Annotated in this window: 12 protein-coding genes; 4 read left to right on the forward strand and 8 right to left on the reverse strand. The window is 62.6% G+C overall.

Annotated features, from left to right (window positions below; translation table 11 throughout):
* Positions 1 to 2 precede the first annotated feature (2 nt).
* On the forward strand, positions 3 to 1,595 hold the full coding sequence (locus tag CFR79_RS09440; protein WP_110547770.1) for a cation:proton antiporter: 1,593 nt from the start codon (positions 3 to 5) through the stop codon (positions 1,593 to 1,595).
* A gap of 2 nt (positions 1,596 to 1,597) precedes the next feature.
* Here the strand turns inward: CFR79_RS09440 and CFR79_RS09445 are convergent, their stop codons facing one another.
* Positions 1,598 to 2,500 carry a LysR family transcriptional regulator gene (locus CFR79_RS09445; protein WP_165927264.1) on the reverse strand — a complete coding sequence of 301 codons (903 nt, stop codon included), beginning with the start codon at positions 2,498 to 2,500 and terminating at the stop codon, positions 1,598 to 1,600.
* Positions 2,501 to 2,628: 128 nt separating this feature from the next.
* Between CFR79_RS09445 and CFR79_RS09450 the strand changes: the two genes are divergently transcribed.
* The gene (locus tag CFR79_RS09450; protein ID WP_102323976.1) at positions 2,629 to 3,402 is read left to right on the forward strand and encodes an SDR family oxidoreductase; all 774 of its coding nucleotides are present in this window, start codon (positions 2,629 to 2,631) and stop codon (positions 3,400 to 3,402) included.
* A gap of 188 nt (positions 3,403 to 3,590) precedes the next feature.
* Positions 3,591 to 5,318, forward strand: a complete 1,728-nt coding sequence (locus CFR79_RS09455) for a cobalamin-dependent protein (RefSeq protein WP_181417411.1) — start codon at positions 3,591 to 3,593, stop codon at positions 5,316 to 5,318.
* A 168-nt stretch (positions 5,319 to 5,486) separates the two neighbouring features.
* Here CFR79_RS09455 and CFR79_RS09460 read toward each other — a convergent pair whose 3' ends face one another.
* Both CFR79_RS09460 and trhO read right to left on the reverse strand, forming a co-directional pair.
* Entirely contained in the window at positions 5,487 to 6,113 is a 627-nt protein-coding gene (locus tag CFR79_RS09460; RefSeq protein ID WP_110547747.1) for a PadR family transcriptional regulator, read from the reverse strand.
* A 100-nt stretch (positions 6,114 to 6,213) separates the two neighbouring features.
* A complete protein-coding gene (gene trhO, locus CFR79_RS09465) occupies positions 6,214 to 7,188 on the reverse strand; it encodes an oxygen-dependent tRNA uridine(34) hydroxylase TrhO (RefSeq protein WP_110547748.1) in 975 nt (324 codons plus the stop codon).
* Between the two features lie 234 nt (positions 7,189 to 7,422).
* On the opposite strand from trhO, the gene arsC reads away from it, so the two are divergent.
* Positions 7,423 to 7,800 carry an arsenate reductase (glutaredoxin) gene (gene arsC / locus CFR79_RS09470; RefSeq protein WP_110547771.1) on the forward strand — a complete coding sequence of 126 codons (378 nt, stop codon included), beginning with the start codon at positions 7,423 to 7,425 and terminating at the stop codon, positions 7,798 to 7,800.
* A gap of 1 nt (position 7,801) precedes the next feature.
* Here the strand turns inward: arsC and CFR79_RS09475 are convergent, their stop codons facing one another.
* The 5 genes from CFR79_RS09475 to gabT form a co-directional block, all read right to left on the reverse strand.
* A complete protein-coding gene (locus tag CFR79_RS09475; RefSeq protein ID WP_110547749.1) occupies positions 7,802 to 9,169 on the reverse strand; it encodes an amino acid permease in 1,368 nt (455 codons plus the stop codon).
* Positions 9,170 to 9,557: 388 nt separating this feature from the next.
* A complete protein-coding gene (locus CFR79_RS09480) occupies positions 9,558 to 13,073 on the reverse strand; it encodes a YhaN family protein (protein ID WP_110547750.1) in 3,516 nt (1,171 codons plus the stop codon).
* Entirely contained in the window at positions 13,063 to 14,319 is a 1,257-nt protein-coding gene (locus CFR79_RS09485; protein ID WP_258373509.1) for a metallophosphoesterase family protein, read from the reverse strand. Before CFR79_RS09485 ends, CFR79_RS09480 begins: the two co-directional genes overlap by 11 nt.
* An 88-nt stretch (positions 14,320 to 14,407) precedes the next feature.
* Positions 14,408 to 15,877, reverse strand: a complete 1,470-nt coding sequence (locus tag CFR79_RS09490) for an NAD-dependent succinate-semialdehyde dehydrogenase (RefSeq protein WP_110547752.1) — start codon at positions 15,875 to 15,877, stop codon at positions 14,408 to 14,410.
* 52 nt (positions 15,878 to 15,929) lie between these two features.
* Complete coding sequence (gene gabT / locus CFR79_RS09495; RefSeq protein ID WP_110547772.1) at positions 15,930 to 17,216, reverse strand: 4-aminobutyrate--2-oxoglutarate transaminase; 1,287 nt, start codon at positions 17,214 to 17,216, stop codon at positions 15,930 to 15,932.
* Positions 17,217 to 17,261 lie beyond the last annotated feature (45 nt).

Here is a 17,261-nt window from a genome sequence, read left to right on the forward strand (position 1 = left end):
GCATGTCCAATGTAGAGCGTTTCGAGTTTATCCTGCTCCTCATCGTGCTGATCGTTGGGCTGGATCTGGCGGCGCGCAAGCTGCGCCTGCCGCCCGCCACGGCACTCGTTCTGGGTGGGATTGCCATCGCCCTTATGCCGGGGCTGCCTGTCATCGGGATTGATCCTGATCTGGTGCTGATCGTGTTCCTGCCGCCGTTGCTGCTGGGTGGGGCCTATTTTTCGGTATGGCATGCGTTCCGGGCCAATCTGGCGGGTATTCTGCAACTGGCGATAGGCGGGGTTGCGTTCACGACCTTCGTGGTGGGGGTGACCACGCGCTGGCTTATTCCGTCCATGCCGTGGGCAGGCTGTTTCGCGCTGGGGGCGATCGTGGCCCCGCCGGATGCGGTGGCGGCCAAGGCCGTGCTGCGGCGCGTGTCCCTGCCTGAACGCATCACCACATTGCTGGAAGGTGAAAGCCTGCTGGATGATGCCTCAAGCCTTGTCCTGTACCGTTTCGCCACCATTGCGGCGCTGACAGGGGCGTTCAGCCTTGTAAATGCCGGGGTCACATTCGGGCTGCTTGCGGCGGGCGGGCTGGTTCTGGGTTGCGTGCTGGGGTGGGTATGGATCAGGCTGCTGCACAGGGTGCGTGACCGTATCCTCAGCATCACCATGACCCTGCTGCTGCCGTGGGTGGCTTATATCGGGGGGGAGCGGATCGGGGTTTCGGGTGTCATCACTACGGTGGTGGCGGGGCTGGTGCTGGGCTGGCGGCAGCATGACGTGTTCAGTGCGGATGAGCGCCTGCGCTGGGCGGCCGTGTGGGAAGTGTTGGTGTTCCTGCTGGAATCGCTTGTGTTCGTGCTGATCGGCACATCGCTGCATGCGATCGCGTTGCGGCATATGGGCACCGGCTGGGTCGTGCAGGACGTGTTCGGCCCGGTGGCGGGTATTGTTGCCGCGGTCCTGATCTCCCGCTTTCTGTGGATGTTTGTGACCGAAGGGCTGCGTGTTGTCTGGCTGCCGCGTGAAATGCGACCCGACTGGCACATGTTTTCCAGCTTTGTCGTCATCATGGGGTGGTGTGGCATGCGCGGCGTGGTCAGTCTTGCCATTGCGCTCGCCCTGCCAGAAGAAATGCCCAACCGCGACATCATGGAGATCGCAACCTTCGTGGTCATTCTTGTAACCGTGCTGGGGCAGGGCACGACCATCGGCTGGGTTATCCGCATGATGGGGGAAGAACGGGCCCAGCAGCCCAAAGGGCTGTGGCATTACCTGTCCGTGTCGCAGGCGCGCGCGCTGGTCGCCCGATCGCAGGAAAGCGCGATACGTGAACTGGCCTATGGCGCGGATGGGGAACTGATCCACGGACATCTGCTGGAACAGTACAGCTATCGCGCGGAACTGGCCGAGCGTTTCAGCCATGAACCCGAGGCGTTGCAGGGCCATCAGGACACGCAGCATCGGGTGGTGCTGGCCATCATCACGGCGGGACGGAAGGAACTGCTACGCCTGCACCGTACCGGTGCGATCCATGATGCGGTCCTGCATCAGCTTGAACATGAACTGGACCTGCAGCAGATGATGGCGGAAGGCGGTCTGATCTGACTCTATGCCATTTCCCGTGCCAGCAATGTCTCAAGCCAGTCCGCAAAAAGTTGGAGCCTGCGCGAAAGATGCTTGCGATGCGGGTAAAGCAGCGCCATGGGCATTGGTTCCGCCTGCCATTCCGGCATGACCGTCACCAGTTCGCCCGCCGCGATATGGTGGCGGATGTCATAGGGCGGCACCTGCACAAGCCCCAGCCCGGCAAGGGCGCAGGCTACCAGGGCTTCGGCATTGTTTACGGTCACGCGGCCCGGCAGGGTCAGGCTGCGGGCCGTGCCGTTTTCCATCCATTCCCATGCTTCCACCCGTCCGGTGGTGGGGGAGGCATAGCGCACGGTTTCATGCCCGTCCGTCAGGTCCGCCGGTGTCCGGGGTATGCCATGCCGGGCGAGATAGGCGGGACTGGCCACGTTGACCAGCGCCAGTTCGCCCATCCTGCGGGCAATCAGGCCGGAATCGGATAACGGTCCGATACGCAGCACGCAGTCCACCCCATCGCCGATCAGGTTGATGGCCCGGTCGGTTACGCCCAGTTCGATATCGATTTCAGGATAACGCTGCAGGAAGGACGGCAGGTTGGGGGCAACCAGCAGGCGCCCGATCCGGCCCGGCATGTCCACGCGCAGCAGGCCCCGGACGCCTGCGCCATCACGGCGGAACAGGCCCTCCGCTTCCTCCACATCGGCTATCAGCCGCACGCAGTGGTCGTAAAAGGCGCTTCCGTCCGGCGTGGGGGCGACGGAACGGGTGGTGCGGGCCAGCAGGCGTGTGCCCAGCCGGGTCTCCAGCTCCTGTATGGCGGTGGAGACGGAGGAGCGGGGCATTTTCAGGGTCTCGGCCGCATGGGTGAAACTGGATGTTTCCACCACGCGGGTAAAGATACGGAACAGGTCGATACGATCCACGATAACCCCGGGGCAGGCTTATGGTTTGTTCGTAATTTCTGACATGTGTTGTCAGGAATGCACGCTTTATACCGTTAATCTAACTGATAACCTGCCCACCTGAAAAGCGTAACGGAGGGAAGACGGACATGACGGATCATGGCATCAAGGGCAAGACGGTCCTTATTGCGGGCGGGGCGAAAAATCTGGGCGGTCTGATCGCGCGTGACCTGGCCGCGCACGGGGCGGGGGCCATCGCCATTCACTATAACAGCGAGGCGACGCGACCCGAGGCCGAAAAGACGCTCGCGGACCTGAAGGCGGCAGGCGTGCATGCCGTGGCCCTGCAGGCCGATCTTACGCGCGATGGCGCGGTCGCCCGCCTGTTTGCCGATACGGTTGCGGCAATCGGGCAGCCGGACATTGCAATCAATACCGTGGGCAAGGTGCTGAAAAAGCCGATTGTCGAAACGTCCGAAGCTGAATTCGACGCAATGTTCGCTATCAACACCCGTGTCGCCTATTTTTTCATCAAGGAAGCGGGTGTACACCTGAAGGATAACGGCAAGCTGCTGAGCATCGTCACATCGCTTCTGGGTGCCTATACGCCATTCTATTCCACCTATGCCGGGTCCAAGGCTGCGGTTGAACATTTCACGCGCGCTGCATCGAAGGAATACGGGGCACGCGGCATATCGGTCAACGCCATCGGCCCCGGCCCGATGGACACGCCCTTCTTCTACGGTCAGGAAGCGCCCGATGCGGTGGCCTACCACAAATCCGCTGCCGCCCTGTCCGCCTTCAGCAAAACGGGGCTGACGGAGATCGAGGATATCGTCCCTTATGTGCGCTTCATCGTGTCGGAGGGATGGTGGATGACCGGCCAGACCATTCTGGTCAATGGCGGCTATACCACCAAATAGGGTATTTTCATCCCACGCGCCGTGCATGCAGGCGGGACTGTTGGAGCGGCGGCGGGCAGTGGCAATATATTACGATGTTGCATTGACCGTCCGCGCGCGGGCAGGGTAGGCTGGATGCCTCCTGTCCGTTCGTAGGGGTGGTCATGCATCTGATCCTGCCTTCCCCCGGTCAATTAATGGATGCGCGCATGCGCCCCGGACATCTCCTTCTGGATGCGGGACGCGCACTGGCGCAGACCTGCCGCCTTGGGGAAAGCGCGTTCATGCGCGCCAGCGGTCTTGCATCGGAAGCGGCCTATAAACGCGCAACCGGCGCGACAGGGCGCATCATGCAGCATGCCCATATCGGCTTTCGTGATGTAGGCCGCACGGTCGAAGGCATGCGCAGCGTACGCGATACATGCGCCGCGCGGGGCGTTACGGTGGATCGTTTCGGCATTACGCTTGACTGGTCGATGGGATATCCGCTGGAAATGCGTGCCCGGGCCGGACGGGGCACGGGTATCGTGATGAATGACACCAGTGACTTCGCCCGCATCGTCAATGCCTGTTCCGCCGCTACGCATTTCGGGGATTTCATGCTCGGCCTGCCCGGTGCGCTGGACAATACGCGGGCGGCCATTGCGGCTGGCGTGACCTCAATCGGTAATCTGGGCCAGTATTTTACCTTTCGTCTGCCCCATTGGGATGATGATGTCGCCACCACGGAAGCAACGGTGACGGCGCTGGGTCTGATCGCGGCGCAGGATGCCGAAATTCTGGTGCATTCCAATCTGGATGACGGCTTTGCCGGGCTGTTTGTGGATATGGGCTGTAGCCTCGGCATGGCGATCATAGAAAAATATATTATCGAGGATCTGACCGGCGCGCCCCTGTCACACTGTTATGGCCATCATTTTTCAGATCCGATGTCGCGCATGGCCTTTCATGCGGCGTTACGGCAGGTCAACGATACACCCGGCACGATGATTTTCGGCAATACGGTGGCGTATCGCGCGGCGGATGCCGCCAATTACGCCAGCCTTGCCAATTACCTGCTGGCTGATATCGCGGCGTTGCGGCGCTGGCCCACGGGCCATGCCATCAATCCCGTGCCGGTAACGGAAAACAGCCGCATCCCTGACGTGGACGAAATTATCGACGCCCAGTGCTTTGCCACGCGCCTTGTGCAGCATGCAGGTTTTTATCAGGATCTGTTCGACTGGCCACGGGTGGAGGCCATGGCCACCCGGCTGGTGGATGCGGGAAAACGCTTCGCGCAGGATGTGCTGGCGGGCATGGCGGCGGCAGGGGTGGATATTCGTGATCCCGCGCAGCTCATGCTGGCCATACGCCGGACGGGGCCGCGCACGCTGGAAGCGTTATACGGCCCCGGTGCGATCGCGCCGGATACCGGCAGCCGGATGCCGGTTGTGGTCGCCCAGTGGGCACGCGAACTGGATGAGATGGCGGAAGAATGGCTGACGACCCAGGGGGCGCTTATTGCCTGCATCCGCGCGGCGGGCGATACGGTTCCGTGTGTATGCGTTGGCACGTCTGATGTGCATGAGCATGGCAAGTATCTGGTCGAGCGTGCACTATCGGGACTGGGCGTGCGGATTGTCGATGGCGGGGTATCTGTTGATCCCGAAAATCTGGTGGCGCGCGCGGTGGCGGGCAGGGCGGATATTATCGCCGTCAGCACCTATAATGGCGTCGCCCTGCGCTACTGCCGCGAAGTGCAGGCAGCAATGGACGCATGCGGCCTGAAGGCCGGATTGCTGATGGGCGGACGACTGAACGAAATTCCCTCTGATTCCAATTCCGGCCTGCCGGTGGACGTAACTGGCGAGATCACCGCTACGGGGGCCGTAGCCTGCATGGGGCTTGATGACATGACTGCCGCCATCATGGATGTGCTGCCAGTATCAGCCTGACAGGCCCGCAAGGGCAGGGCGGCATCGCCCTGACAGGTGTCTGAATACAGCTTCAGCCCCGACATTATAAAATGTGCGGGGCCGGGATGGTCGTTTGCATGATCTGTCATGCTGACAGGCAGCAGGGAAAGTTGATGGGTGCGGGACCTGCCCGCACCCCGCCATCCGTCAGGACTGACCGAGGATTTCTGCCGTGGCGCGTTCCAGAATGGTGGCGATACGGCGGGCTTCTTCCGTCCCGCAGCCGCGTTTGCTGCGCAGGGCATTCCTGATTCCATGCCGCGCCTGATGCAGCGCTTCGTTATCGGGTCCGTCCGTGCCGTCGGGACCGGCGAAGGCTTCGCGCACCTCCGCCATGCGTCCGCCAATACGGGCCAGTGTTTCCAGAATGGTCGCCGCCTGTTCGCGCCGGGTATCCAGATAGGCACGGCCTGTATCGGTCAGGGTATACAGCTTACGGTTGCCGTCTTTGCTGGACGCCGTGTGGCCGATTTCATCCAGATAGGTCAGCGCGGGATAGATCATGCCCGGGCTGGGAGTGTAGAAGCCGCCGGAATGTTCTTCCAGTTGACGGATCAGTTCATAGCCATGCGCCGGGCGCTCGCCCAGCAGACTGAGCAGGACAAGCTGCAGTTCATCGGAACTGAGCTTGCGTCCGGCGGGGAAGTCGCCCCGGCCCAAACCGCGACCGAAGCCGCGCCCCATCCGGTGGCCAAAACCATGGCGTCGTCCGCCACGTCCCTTGCCGGATTCATGAGAATGGGAGGAATGGTGTGTGTTATGCTCTTTAATCATGTTTTACGATATATAATATCTTACGATAGGGTTCAAGCGGATTGCCCATTAAAATATCGTAAGATATGATTTTCGTAACTTAAGCCTTGGCGAACGCTGTTCAGCTAACAGGATCTGCGCCCAGATGCTGCGTGCCCTTGCGGCTGGCAAGCTGCATCTGGCGCTCACGTTCCGCGTAACGCCTGCGCTGGGCTTCGGTCCGTTCCGCATGGCAGTGCGGGCAACTGATGCCGGCTTCATATTCGGGGGCTTTGCGGTCGGCCTCGCTCAACGGCGTGCGACAGGCATGGCATATGTCGAACGAACCGGGTTTCAGCCCGTGGCCCACGCTTACGCGCTGGTCGAACACAAAGCATTCCCCGTCCCACAGGCTTTCAGGCTCCGGCACGGTTTCCAGATATTTCAGGATGCCTCCCTGCAGGTGGAATACATCCTCTATCCCCTCCGCACGGACGAAGGCGGTGGCTTTTTCGCACCGGATGCCGCCGGTGCAGAACATGGCGATCCTGGGTGCCCGGCCTTCATTTTTCAGTTCCTGCTGGCGTTCGCGGAACCATTGCGGGAATTCACGGAAGCTGCGGGTGCCCGGATCAATCGCGCCGCGAAAGGTTCCGATCGCCACTTCATAATCGTTGCGCGTGTCTATCACGATGGTGTCGGGATCGGAAATCAGCACGTTCCAGTCCTCTGGCGCAACGTAGTGGCCGACATCACGCCTTGGGTCCAGTCCCTCGACACCCATGGTTACGATCTCACGCTTGATGCGGACCTTCATGCGGTGGAAGGGCAGGGCAGGCGCACGGGAAAACTTGACTTCAAGATCCGCGCAACCGGGCAGGGCGCGTATGACCGCCAGAATATCCGCAATCGCGCTGTCGGTTCCCGCAATCGTGCCGTTTATCCCTTCCTGCGCCAGCAGCAGGATGCCCCGTATGCCCAGCTTCCGGCATGCTTCAAGCAACTGCGCACGCAGCGTCGTGCAGTCCGCAAACGACGTGAAGTGATAAAGGGCCGCGACACGGATGGGCAGCGCGCCCTCATGCTCGGTCGGGACAACGGGGGAATTCATATCCATTACACTGCAACCATGGGCTGAAAATTGCCACGTGCAATGGCACGGCACGATGCCGCACCCTGCACGCGGGCAGGAAAGCCCGGCGTCCGGGCATAAGGCAGGGTCAGTCATAACGGAGTTTGCGCCCGATTGCACCATGGCTGACATCAGGCGGATGGATGGTACTGCACGTCCCGGCGGAACATGCTTATATCGCACCAGTTTTCCAGCCAGACCTTACGGGACGCCATTGTCATGACTGTAACCCTCTATCACAACCCTGCCTGCGGAACCTCGCGCAATGTGCTGGCCATGCTGCGTGCGGCGGGGATCGAGCCGGTCGTGGTCAATTACCTTAAAAATCCGCCAGCCCGTGCTGAACTGGACGTGCTGGCCAGCCGGCTGGTCGTGCCGGTGCGTGAACTGCTGCGGCAGCGGGGCACGCCCTATGCGGAACTGGGGCTGGATAATCCTGCCCTGACGGATGGGCAGATACTTGACGCCATCGCCGCCCATCCGGTTCTGCTCAATCGTCCGGTGGTGATGACCGAACAGGCCGCGCGTCCGTGCAGGCCCAGGGAAGTTCTGTACGAACTCCTGCCCCAAACGCGCCCCGCCGATCCCGCGTCCTGAATTACGCTGCTTTCCGCACCTGACAGCGTATGAGGTGGATCAGGACAAAGAATATCGATGTGCCCAGACTGGCGATGGCGATCATGCGCTGGTGTGGGTCGAAGGCCATCGCTGCGAAAATGAGAATGACCGCACCAAGCGTTGCGATATTGATGGCCGGGAAGAACGGCAGTTGGAAAGCAGCCCGCTGCCCGGCGGTGCGGGCCTGCCTGCGCGTGACCAGATAGGCTGTCACGATCAGCGAATAGACCAGCAGGATCACCCCGCCGCTACAGCTAAGCAGGAACGCAAACACCGTGCCGGGTGCGAGGATGGATGAAAACGCCACGATCCCGCCTGCGATGGAATTGGCGATGATGGCGTTGACGGGTGTGTGCTGGCGGCCATAACGCTGTAGCAGGGCCGGGGCATCGTTATGCCGCGCCAGTTCAGCCAGCACGCGTGATGTGATGTACAGGCTGGAGTTCATGCACGATACAACCGCCGTCAGCACCACGATCTGCATGAACAGGGCAGCCCCCGGAATCCCCATGATCTCAAGGGCCGCGATAAAGGGCGAATGACCCGGCACCACATCGCTCCAGGGCACGATCATCAGGATCATGGCGATGGACAGGCTGTTGAACAGCGTAAGCCGTAGGCCGATGGTCCGGGTCACGCGCGCGGCGTTTCGTGCCGGATCGGCTGATTCACCCGCGGCAACCGTCGCAATTTCAGATCCGATCATGGTGAACAGGACAGAAGGGATGATGGAAACCATCGCCACCATACCGTGCGGGAATATGCCACCATGCCCCAGCACATTGCGCGTGACCGGCACGCCGGGGCCAAACAGATGCGCGACATACAGGCCGCCTGCCGCTACAAACAGCACGATACTGATCACCTTGACCAGTGACAGCCAGAACTCGCATTCCCCGAATATATGCACGGCCGCAAGGTTGATGAGTTTCAGCGCCACGATCAGCGCCGTGGCCAGCACCCACACCGGCAGGTTGATCCAGTCATGCAGCAGGATGGCCCCGGCAATGGCTTCGCTGCCCAGTGCCACCAGCCAGAAGAACCAGTAAAGCCAGCCTGCGGTAAAGGCCGCGCCATTCCCATGCGCCAGACGGATATATTCGATAAACGATCCCTTGCCCGGATTGGCCGTGACCATTTCGCCCAGCATGCGCATGATCAGCATGACCAGCATGCCCACGGCGACGAAGGCCAGCAGGACCGCAGGCCCTGCGGCGGCAATGGCCGCGCTGCTGCCGACAAACAGTCCCGCCCCGATCCCGCCACCCAGCGCGATCATGATGATGTGGCGGTTCCGCAGCCGTGACACCGGTCGGGCGGGATGCTGGGGGGCTGTCGTATCGCTCATGCCGGATGCTCATTCCACAAAAGACAGGGACGCGAAGTGAAAGGCGCTGGCCCCGGTTCCGACATCATCGGGTGGGGACGCCGACTGTCCGTATCAGCCCGCAGGCCGGATCGGGCAGATGAGGATGCAGGACGCATTTCAGGGATGAAAACCGGCGTCGTATGCCGGAAGCCAGACAGGATCATGCCGGTTTCGGGCTGGTCACGCGCGGGCAGACGGGCCTGTGCGGTGCTTTTTGTTTCGGTTTCATGCCGAACATAGGACAGGAAGCAGGGCAGTCTGTAAAGGGGCAGGTGCGCCACATTATAACAAATTGAAGTTTTTATAATATCGTGAATGAAGGCTGCACCGGGTTGACGGGTGGACGGCAATTCGCTGCGGCAGGGGATCAGACGGCGCCGTTTTCCACCATGGGGCGGGTCGCATATACTGGGGGCAGTTCCACAAGGTTGACCGGCGCGCCCTGTTCATGCAGGCGACGGGTCATGTTACGGATGCTGTCATGGTGGGTGAACAGCAGGACCTGCGTGGTGCGGGCGAAATCCACCAGTGCGCTTAGCGTGCTGCGGCTGCGGGCATCGTCAAACTGCACCAGCAGGTCATCGGCAATGAAGGGCAGAGGCTCGGCAGACCGGCAGTAGGTCTCCACACTGGCCAGCCGGAACGCAAGGAAAAGCTGGTCGCGCGTGCCCGCGCTCATCTTCTTTACCGGTACGATGCTGCCGTCATGGCGCAGGCCCTGCACCACCGGTTCGTTTGTCGTATCCAGTTCGGTGCGGATGCCCTCGAACGCGCCCCGCGTTGCAAGGGACATGAACTGGCCCGCGCGTGTGACCAGCGGGTCCTGCTCCTGTGCCCGGACACGGTCGATCGCATTGGCGATCAGGGTGCGGGCAAGGGTCAGTTCGGCATATTCTTCCACAATCCGGTGCAGGCGGCTGATTGCGGCTTCGCGCCGGGCGGCGGCCTGCGGGGCTTCGGTATTGTGCTCAAACGCACCCAGAGCCGTTATTTCATGCTGTTCGGCGCGGACGGCATCGTCACGTAACTGCTCCTGTTCCTTCAGTTGGTCCTCGATCCGGGCGGTTTCCGCCAGCAGTTCGGACAAGGTCCGTCCGTCAATCGCCTGTTTCAGATCGGCGGGGGACTGGCCATCGGTCATGCGGGACAGGGTATGCAGGGCGTGCTCGAGCTTCTGGTGTACCTGATCGCGGCGGGTCAGACGCTCCGCCAGAAGCTGAAGGCCCTCGGGAGCTTCGGTATGCGTGCGGACCTGAAGGGCCTGAATATCCGCCATGGCTGCGGACAGGGTCGTCTCGCTCTCGGTAACAGCCTGCGCGGCCCGTTTCATTTCCGCGTGCAGGGCCTCGCGCTGGACGCGGGCTTTTTCTGCGGCTTTCCAGTGGTCGCTCAGGGCCAGAGCCGCATCCACGCTATCGGATGGCAGGGCAAGCGGAATACGCGGGCGCAGATCGTCCATCACCTGCGTCAGTTCGGTCAGTGCCTGCCGTGCGTGCGCACGCGCGTCGTCCAGTTCGGCCAGTTGTTCTATATAGGCCGGGGCCGCTGCCCATTCCCCGGCAAGATCACGTGCCGTGACGGGCGCGGCATCGGCGGGCAGGCCGATCACCTGCATGGCCGTCGCCCATTTTTCCTGCCACGCCTGCCGCTCCATACGCAGGCTTTCCGCCTGCTGGGCCTGCTGCGCCAGAACGGGCCGCAGTTCATCGCATTCGCGTTTCAGCCTGTTGTATTCATCATGTTCGGCTACATGCAGGCGCATGGCGGCGGTGACAGATTCGACGCAGGCTGCAAGGCTGGTGCCGGGATCAATGCCGAAGCGTTTCGCCAGCCGTTCCAGATGATCCTGCTGGGTATCGGGCTTTATGCGTTCATGCGCCAGTATCTCCCGTTCGCGGGTGATCTGTTCGGCCCCGGTCAGGATTTCAGTGCGCTGGCGTATGAATGTAGCCAGTGCTTCCGGCGTGACGGCATGGGTGTGCAGGGCCGGGAAGGGTGCGATGAAACCCTGCCAGTGCGCGGCGATCCGTTCATCGGCATCTTTATGGCTGCGATCATAAAGGGCCACCCGGTCGGTGCAGTCCGCAATGCGGCGGCGCAGGTTCTCGATTTCCGCAATGCGGCTGGCTTCGGCCAACAACTGGGCGGACAGGGCATCAACCCTGCTTATGGCGTGATCCAGCGCGGCGGCGTTGACCTGCCGGACAGCATCGGCGACCACGTGTTGTGGGTCCAGATAGGCAGCGCGCACCAGATGCCACATGGCGTCGCGCTGGGTCCGGGCGGTAGCAAGCATTTCGGGTGTTGCGGGACTGCCAGTCTGTTCAAGCTGTGTGAGTTGCGGCTGAAGCGTGGTCAGGTGTTCGCGCTCGCCCGCCAGTTTGCTGGCCAGCCTGTCGCGTTCGGTGCGCAACATGTGCTGGTGTTCAGCGGCCATGCGTACGCCATCCGCGCCGGGGCAGGGCAGGTGACGCAGCAGGTCGATACTGCTGAACCCCATGGCGCCCAGCCGCGCATCAAGATCGGCCTGCTGTTTTTCAAGCGCCTGTGCGCGAAGGTCCAGCCGCTTCATTTCCGCAGGCAGGGCGGTGAAGGGGGCCGCATCTTCCGGCAGGGGCAGATCGCGCCCGGCCGCGTGCAGGGTGGACAGGCGTTCCTGCCTGCGGGCGATTTCCAGTTCCGTCTGACCGATTTTCTGCTGCACGCTGTCGTGCTGGCCCTGCCATTGTGCCTGTGCATCGGCTAGCTGGCGGATGGTGTCCAGCACCGCACGCGGCGGCATGCATTGTCGCAGGTCGGCGTCCGGGCCGGCGTTCAGACGCCGGCGCAGGCTGGAAAGGCTTTCGTCAATACTGCGTCGCCTGCTGTCATGTTCGGCTTCAGGCCCGCGATGGGTGCTGACGGCCTGCCCAAGTGAAATGGCGCGCATTACGGGGCCGTGCAGGGCAGCGAGTATGGTGTCCACCTGTGGCACGGCGGTTTTGTGTCTGAGTTCCGTCGCGTGTTCCACTGCCCTGGCGTGGCGGGTGCGGGTGGCGTTGTATGTTTCCAGCGCGGCTGCGATGCTGGCCCCCATGCCCGCCGGCAGGGTGGCCAGATCTGCCTGCCCCGCCAGTTCGGTCTCCAGCAGGGTAATATCGTGCAGTTGCGGCACTGCCTTAACCAGCCGTTCGTAATGGGTGTGCTGGCGGCGCAGTTCGGTCTGTCTGGTGCTTATGTCCGCTTTTTTCTGACGGGCTTCTTCAAGGCTGCGGCAATGCCGTTCATACGCATCATGTCCCAGCGAAGCATCGCGAAGAGTTTTCTGCGCAGCGCCAAAGGCATCAAGGGCCTGATAGAATTCCCGGTCGGCTGACCGCCGGGCGGCGAAAAGCCGTGTCCGGCGTGCGTCTATTTCATCCAGACGCACCATAAGGGCGCGCAGGCCCCCGCCCGCTTCCACAATCAGGCGGCCAATATCGCCATTGGCCCTGAGCAGGTCCATCCCGCCCGTGCGGAGTGTCTCATCATTCAGGCCGAACAGCGCGGCGAAGCGTTCGCGCGTCATGCCCCCCAGTACGGCTGCCAGCCGGTCATCGCCCACGGTCTGTCCGTCGAAGGTGGACAGGGTGCGCGTGCGGCCCTTGCGGCGGCGCAGGTCCAGTTCCTGCCCGTCCGACAGCATAAGCCGGGCATCCAGCCTGATCTGGTCATTGCCGAAAACCGCGCCATAGGGGGAACCATGCCCGATCCCGAACAGGAAGTCCGATATGGCGGACAGGCATGTGCTCTTTCCTGCCTCGTTGGGGCCGTGGATGACATGCAGGCCGCAGCCATCGCCAAAATTCAGGTCCAGTTCGCCAATGGCCCCGTATTTGAAAATCGTGAACCGCTTAATGCGCATCGTCGCCGCCTTCCGGATTTTCAACCACGGCCAGTGCGAGGTCCAGCGCACGGGCGGGAATGTCCTTCAGGATGCTGTCGCGCATTTCCTCCGTCCGGCTGTGGGCAGGCATGCGGTCAAGCACCCCGGTCAGAAGCTGTTCCAGTTCCGCACGCAGCGCATCGGGTGTTGCCGCCGCCCGTATGTCAGCCGCGATCCGGCCGCCGGTGGACGGATCAAGCACGGCGGGCCGTTCAGGCAGGTGTGTATGCACCTTCAGCCGTTCGAGCCATATTTCATCCGACAGGCTGGCAAGGACCGTCTCGACTTCCAGTTGCAGGTCATGCGGCGCGCGGATCAGGCCGGGGTGCAGCGGCGTCGTGCCGGTCAGTTCCAGACGCAGCGCCAGTGGCCGCCCCTGCGCCTGTTCCACAAGGGCGCTGACGATATCACGGATCAGGGCGGTCATGTCCGCATGCGTGGCGGCGGTGGACAGGTCCACCGTGGCGCTGGCCCAGCGCACGGCGTCCAGTACCTGATGGGTAACGTCCGCCACTTCTCCATCACGGACGGTAACGAGCGATGCACCCTTTGGCCCCGCCTCGCGTGCGTGGCGTCCCTGCAGGTTGCCTGCATAGACTACATACGGGTCTTCATGCAGGATTTCACGGTTATGGACGTGGCCCAGCGCCCAGTAATCGTAGCCGTGGTTGACCAACTGCTCCACCGTGCAGGGCGCGTAGGTTTTATGGCCTTCACGCCCTTCGCAGGCGGTGTGCAGGATGCCGATATTGAACAGACCGGGAACCGGGGGCGGGTAGTGACGGGCTATGTTGTCCTCGACCTTGCGGCTGCCAAAGCTGCGGCCATGCACGGCAACGCCCAGATCATCCATGGTCCGCGTTTCCGCACGGGCGGAGGAAAACAGGTACACATTATCGGTCACATGCAGGTGCCGGGCGAAACGGTTTTCCGCATCGTGATTGCCAAGGATCATGAAAACGCGGATGCCCGCCGCCTTCAGCCGGGCCATTCCGTTGACGAAAAACAGGCCGCACTGCGTATCACGCAGGTCGCCATCGAACACGTCGCCCGCCAGCACCACGAAGCGGCAGTCGGTTTCAATGGCAAGGCTGATCATGTCGTCAAAGGCGCGGCGCGAGGCATCGGCCACAAGGCGCGCGTAATCGCCTGATTTTTCCGTAAGCCCCAGCAGCGGGCTGTCCAGATGCAGGTCGGCGGCATGAAGGAAGCGGAATTCATTCATGCCGCCATCGTAATCCATTGAAAGCGGAAGTAAATGCACCCTGCCCACAGGAGCACGGGCAGGGCGTCACGTGACCCGGCCGGTCTGGTCAGGCATCCGGGTCGGTTATGTCGGTGCAGATGTATTTCATCTCCATATATTCATCCATGCCGTAGCGCGAACCCTCGCGCCCCATGCCGGATTGCTTGATGCCGCCAAATGGCGCGACCTCGTTGGAAATCAGGCCCGTATTGTGGCCCACCATCCCATATTCCAGCGCTTCGGCCACGCGATGGACGCGGGCATGGTCTCGGGTGAAGAAATAGGCGGCAAGTCCGTATTCGGTGTCATTGGCCATGGCGATCGCCTCGGCTTCCGTGCGGAAGCGGAACAGCGGGGCCACGGGACCGAATGTTTCTTCATGGGCGATCCGCATGGCCGGTGTCGTGTTCCGCAGCACGGTGGGGCGATAGAACAGGTCGCCCGCGCTATCACGCGCGCCGCCACACAGCACGGTCGCCCCGTGTTCCACCGCATCGCGCACATGGGCTTCCACCTTGTCGCGCGCCTGTGCGCTGATCAGCGGGCCGATAACGGATTCCGGGTCGCTGCCGGGACCTACGCGCAGTTCGCTTACGGCTTTGGCAAAGCGGGTGGCGAAGGCGTCGTAAATGCCGTCCTGCACCAGAAAACGGTTGGCGCAGACGCAGGTCTGGCCTGCATTGCGGTATTTGGCGGCAATGGCGCTTTTGACGGCCTGATCGATATGCGCGTCATCAAACACGATGAACGGCGCGTTCCCGCCCAGTTCCAGCGACAGACGCTTGAGCGTGGGCGCGGACTGCGCCATCAGGATACGCCCGACCTGGGTCGAGCCGGTAAAGGACAGCTTGCGGATATCGGAACTGGCGCACAACGCCTTGCCCAACCTGATCCCGTCACCGGGCAGCACCTGCAGCAGCCCCGACGGCACGCCCGCCTGCACCGCCAGTTCCGCCAGCGCCAGCGCGGTCAGCGGTGTCTGTTCGGATGGCTTGACGATCATGGCGCAGCCCGCCGCCAGTGCGGGACCGGCCTTGCGGGTAATCATGGCGGCAGGGAAATTCCACGGGGTGATCGCCGCGCATACGCCCACGGGCTGGCGGATCACGCTCAGCCGCGTTGCCGGGTTGGTGGGGGGAATGACATCGCCATAGGCGCGCATGGCTTCGCCCGCGAACCAAAGCAGGAAACTGGCGGCATAGCGGATTTCGCCCGCCGCTTCGGCGCGGGGCTTGCCCTGTTCGGTCACGATCAGGGTGGCGAGGTCATCCAGATTGTCCATCACCAGATCATGCCAGCGCGTCAGCACGCCGTGGCGCTGCGCGCCGGTGCGGTTGCGCCACTGGGCCTGTGCCTTCACTGCGGCGGCAATGGCGCGTTCGGCGTCGTCCGGCCCGCATTCGGCCACTTCCGCCACCAGCGCGCCCGTGGCGGGATTATGGACGGGGCGGCGTGCGCCATCCGCCGCCGGGCGCCATGCGCCGTCAATCAGCGCATCCTTGCGGAACAGGGATGTATTAGCGAGATACACGGTCATATTCTCTTGGTCTCCCGGCCCGATGGGCTGGTTTGCAGGGACGGACATGGGATCATTCAGCTCCGGCCTGCGCCAGGACCTGTTCGATGATGGCCATGCCTTCATCAATGATTGCATCAGGGGCGGTCAAGGGCACAAGAATGCGAACGGTGGCCCCTTCCGTTCCACAGGACAGTACGATCAGCCCTTTTTCACAGGCGCGCGCACAGATATCCGCCGCAGCCCCGGCGCGGACATCCGTGCCGCCATGGGACTGAAGGATGTCAAAGGCGATCATGGCGCCCAGCCCGCGCGCCCGGCTGATGGGCAGCAGGGCGGTATTGGCGTGCATGCGGTCGATATGGGTGCGCAGCTTCGTGCCGATGACACGGGCGCGGTCGATCAGCTTTTCGTCCTCGATGATGTCAAGCACGGCCAGCCCGGCGGCACAGGCCAGCGGCGCGCCGCCATAGGTACCCCCAAGGCCACCGGGCCCAACTTCGTCCATAAGTCCGGCACGCCCGATCACGCCCGATAGTGGCAGCCCGCCGCCCATGGATTTGGCAACCGATACAAGGTCCGGCTGCACGCCGGAATGTTCGATGGCGAACATGCGGCCCGTGCGGGCGAAACCGGTCTGCACCTCATCCGCCACCAGCTTGATGCCATGTTCGTCACAGATGCGGCGCAGCGCCTGAAGCAGTTCGACCGGGGCGACACGGAAACCGCCTTCGCCCTGCACGGGTTCGATGATGATGGCGGCGATGCTGCTCGGCGGCAGGTCGGCGGCGAACAGGAAGTCCAGCATGCGCAGGGTGTCCGCCACGCTGACCGCGCCATCGGGGAAGGGCAGGTGATAGACTTCCCCCGGCAGGGTGCCGAACGGGGCCTTGTATGGCCTGACCTTGCCCGTCATGGCCGAAGCCAGCAGCGTGCGGCCATGAAACCCGCCGGTAAATGCGATGATGCCGTTGCGACCCGTGGCGGCGCGCGCGATCTTGACCGCGTTTTCGGTGGCTTCGCCGCCGGTGGTGAAGAATATGGTCTTGGCTGGTCCATCGAACGGGGCCAGCGCGTTCAGCTTTTCCGCCAGCGCGATATATGGCTCGTAAGCTGAAACCTGAAAGGCGGAGTGGGTGAAGCGGTCAAGCTGGGCCCGCACGGCCTCGACCACGCGCGGGTGACGGTGGCCGACATTCAGCACGGCGATACCGCCCGCGAAATCCACGTAGCGGCGGCCCTCCACATCCCATAATTCGGCATTTTCCGCCCGGTCGGCAAAAACGGGCGTGGCAGTGGCGACCCCACGCGGCACGGCGCGTTCACGGCGGGCGAGGAGGGCCTGGTTCGTTGCGGTCATGGCCTGCTTCATTATCCTGTCGGGTTGGCGGTATGGCCGGATTTT

Origin of the sequence: Komagataeibacter saccharivorans (genome assembly GCF_003207825.1) — a bacterium.
Classification (GTDB): Bacteria; Pseudomonadota; Alphaproteobacteria; order Acetobacterales; family Acetobacteraceae; genus Komagataeibacter; species Komagataeibacter saccharivorans.

Excerpts from the sequence above, each read along its gene's own strand:
- CFR79_RS09440 (WP_110547770.1), top strand. The coding sequence starts at position 3 with ATGTCCAATGTAGAGCGTTTCGAGTTTATCCTGCTCCTCATCGTGCTG.
- gabT (WP_110547772.1), bottom strand. The coding sequence starts at position 17,216 with ATGACCGCAACGAACCAGGCCCTCCTCGCCCGCCGTGAACGCGCCGTG.
- CFR79_RS09480 (WP_110547750.1), bottom strand. The coding sequence starts at position 13,073 with ATGCGCATTAAGCGGTTCACGATTTTCAAATACGGGGCCATTGGCGAA.
- trhO (WP_110547748.1), bottom strand. The coding sequence starts at position 7,188 with ATGGATATGAATTCCCCCGTTGTCCCGACCGAGCATGAGGGCGCGCTG.
- arsC (WP_110547771.1), top strand. The coding sequence starts at position 7,423 with ATGACTGTAACCCTCTATCACAACCCTGCCTGCGGAACCTCGCGCAAT.
- CFR79_RS09450 (WP_102323976.1), top strand. The coding sequence starts at position 2,629 with ATGACGGATCATGGCATCAAGGGCAAGACGGTCCTTATTGCGGGCGGG.
- CFR79_RS09475 (WP_110547749.1), bottom strand. The coding sequence starts at position 9,169 with ATGAGCGATACGACAGCCCCCCAGCATCCCGCCCGACCGGTGTCACGG.
- CFR79_RS09455 (WP_181417411.1), top strand. The coding sequence starts at position 3,591 with ATGCGCCCCGGACATCTCCTTCTGGATGCGGGACGCGCACTGGCGCAG.
- CFR79_RS09485 (WP_258373509.1), bottom strand. The coding sequence starts at position 14,319 with ATGAATGAATTCCGCTTCCTTCATGCCGCCGACCTGCATCTGGACAGC.
- CFR79_RS09460 (WP_110547747.1), bottom strand. The coding sequence starts at position 6,113 with ATGATTAAAGAGCATAACACACACCATTCCTCCCATTCTCATGAATCC.
- CFR79_RS09490 (WP_110547752.1), bottom strand. The coding sequence starts at position 15,877 with ATGACCGTGTATCTCGCTAATACATCCCTGTTCCGCAAGGATGCGCTG.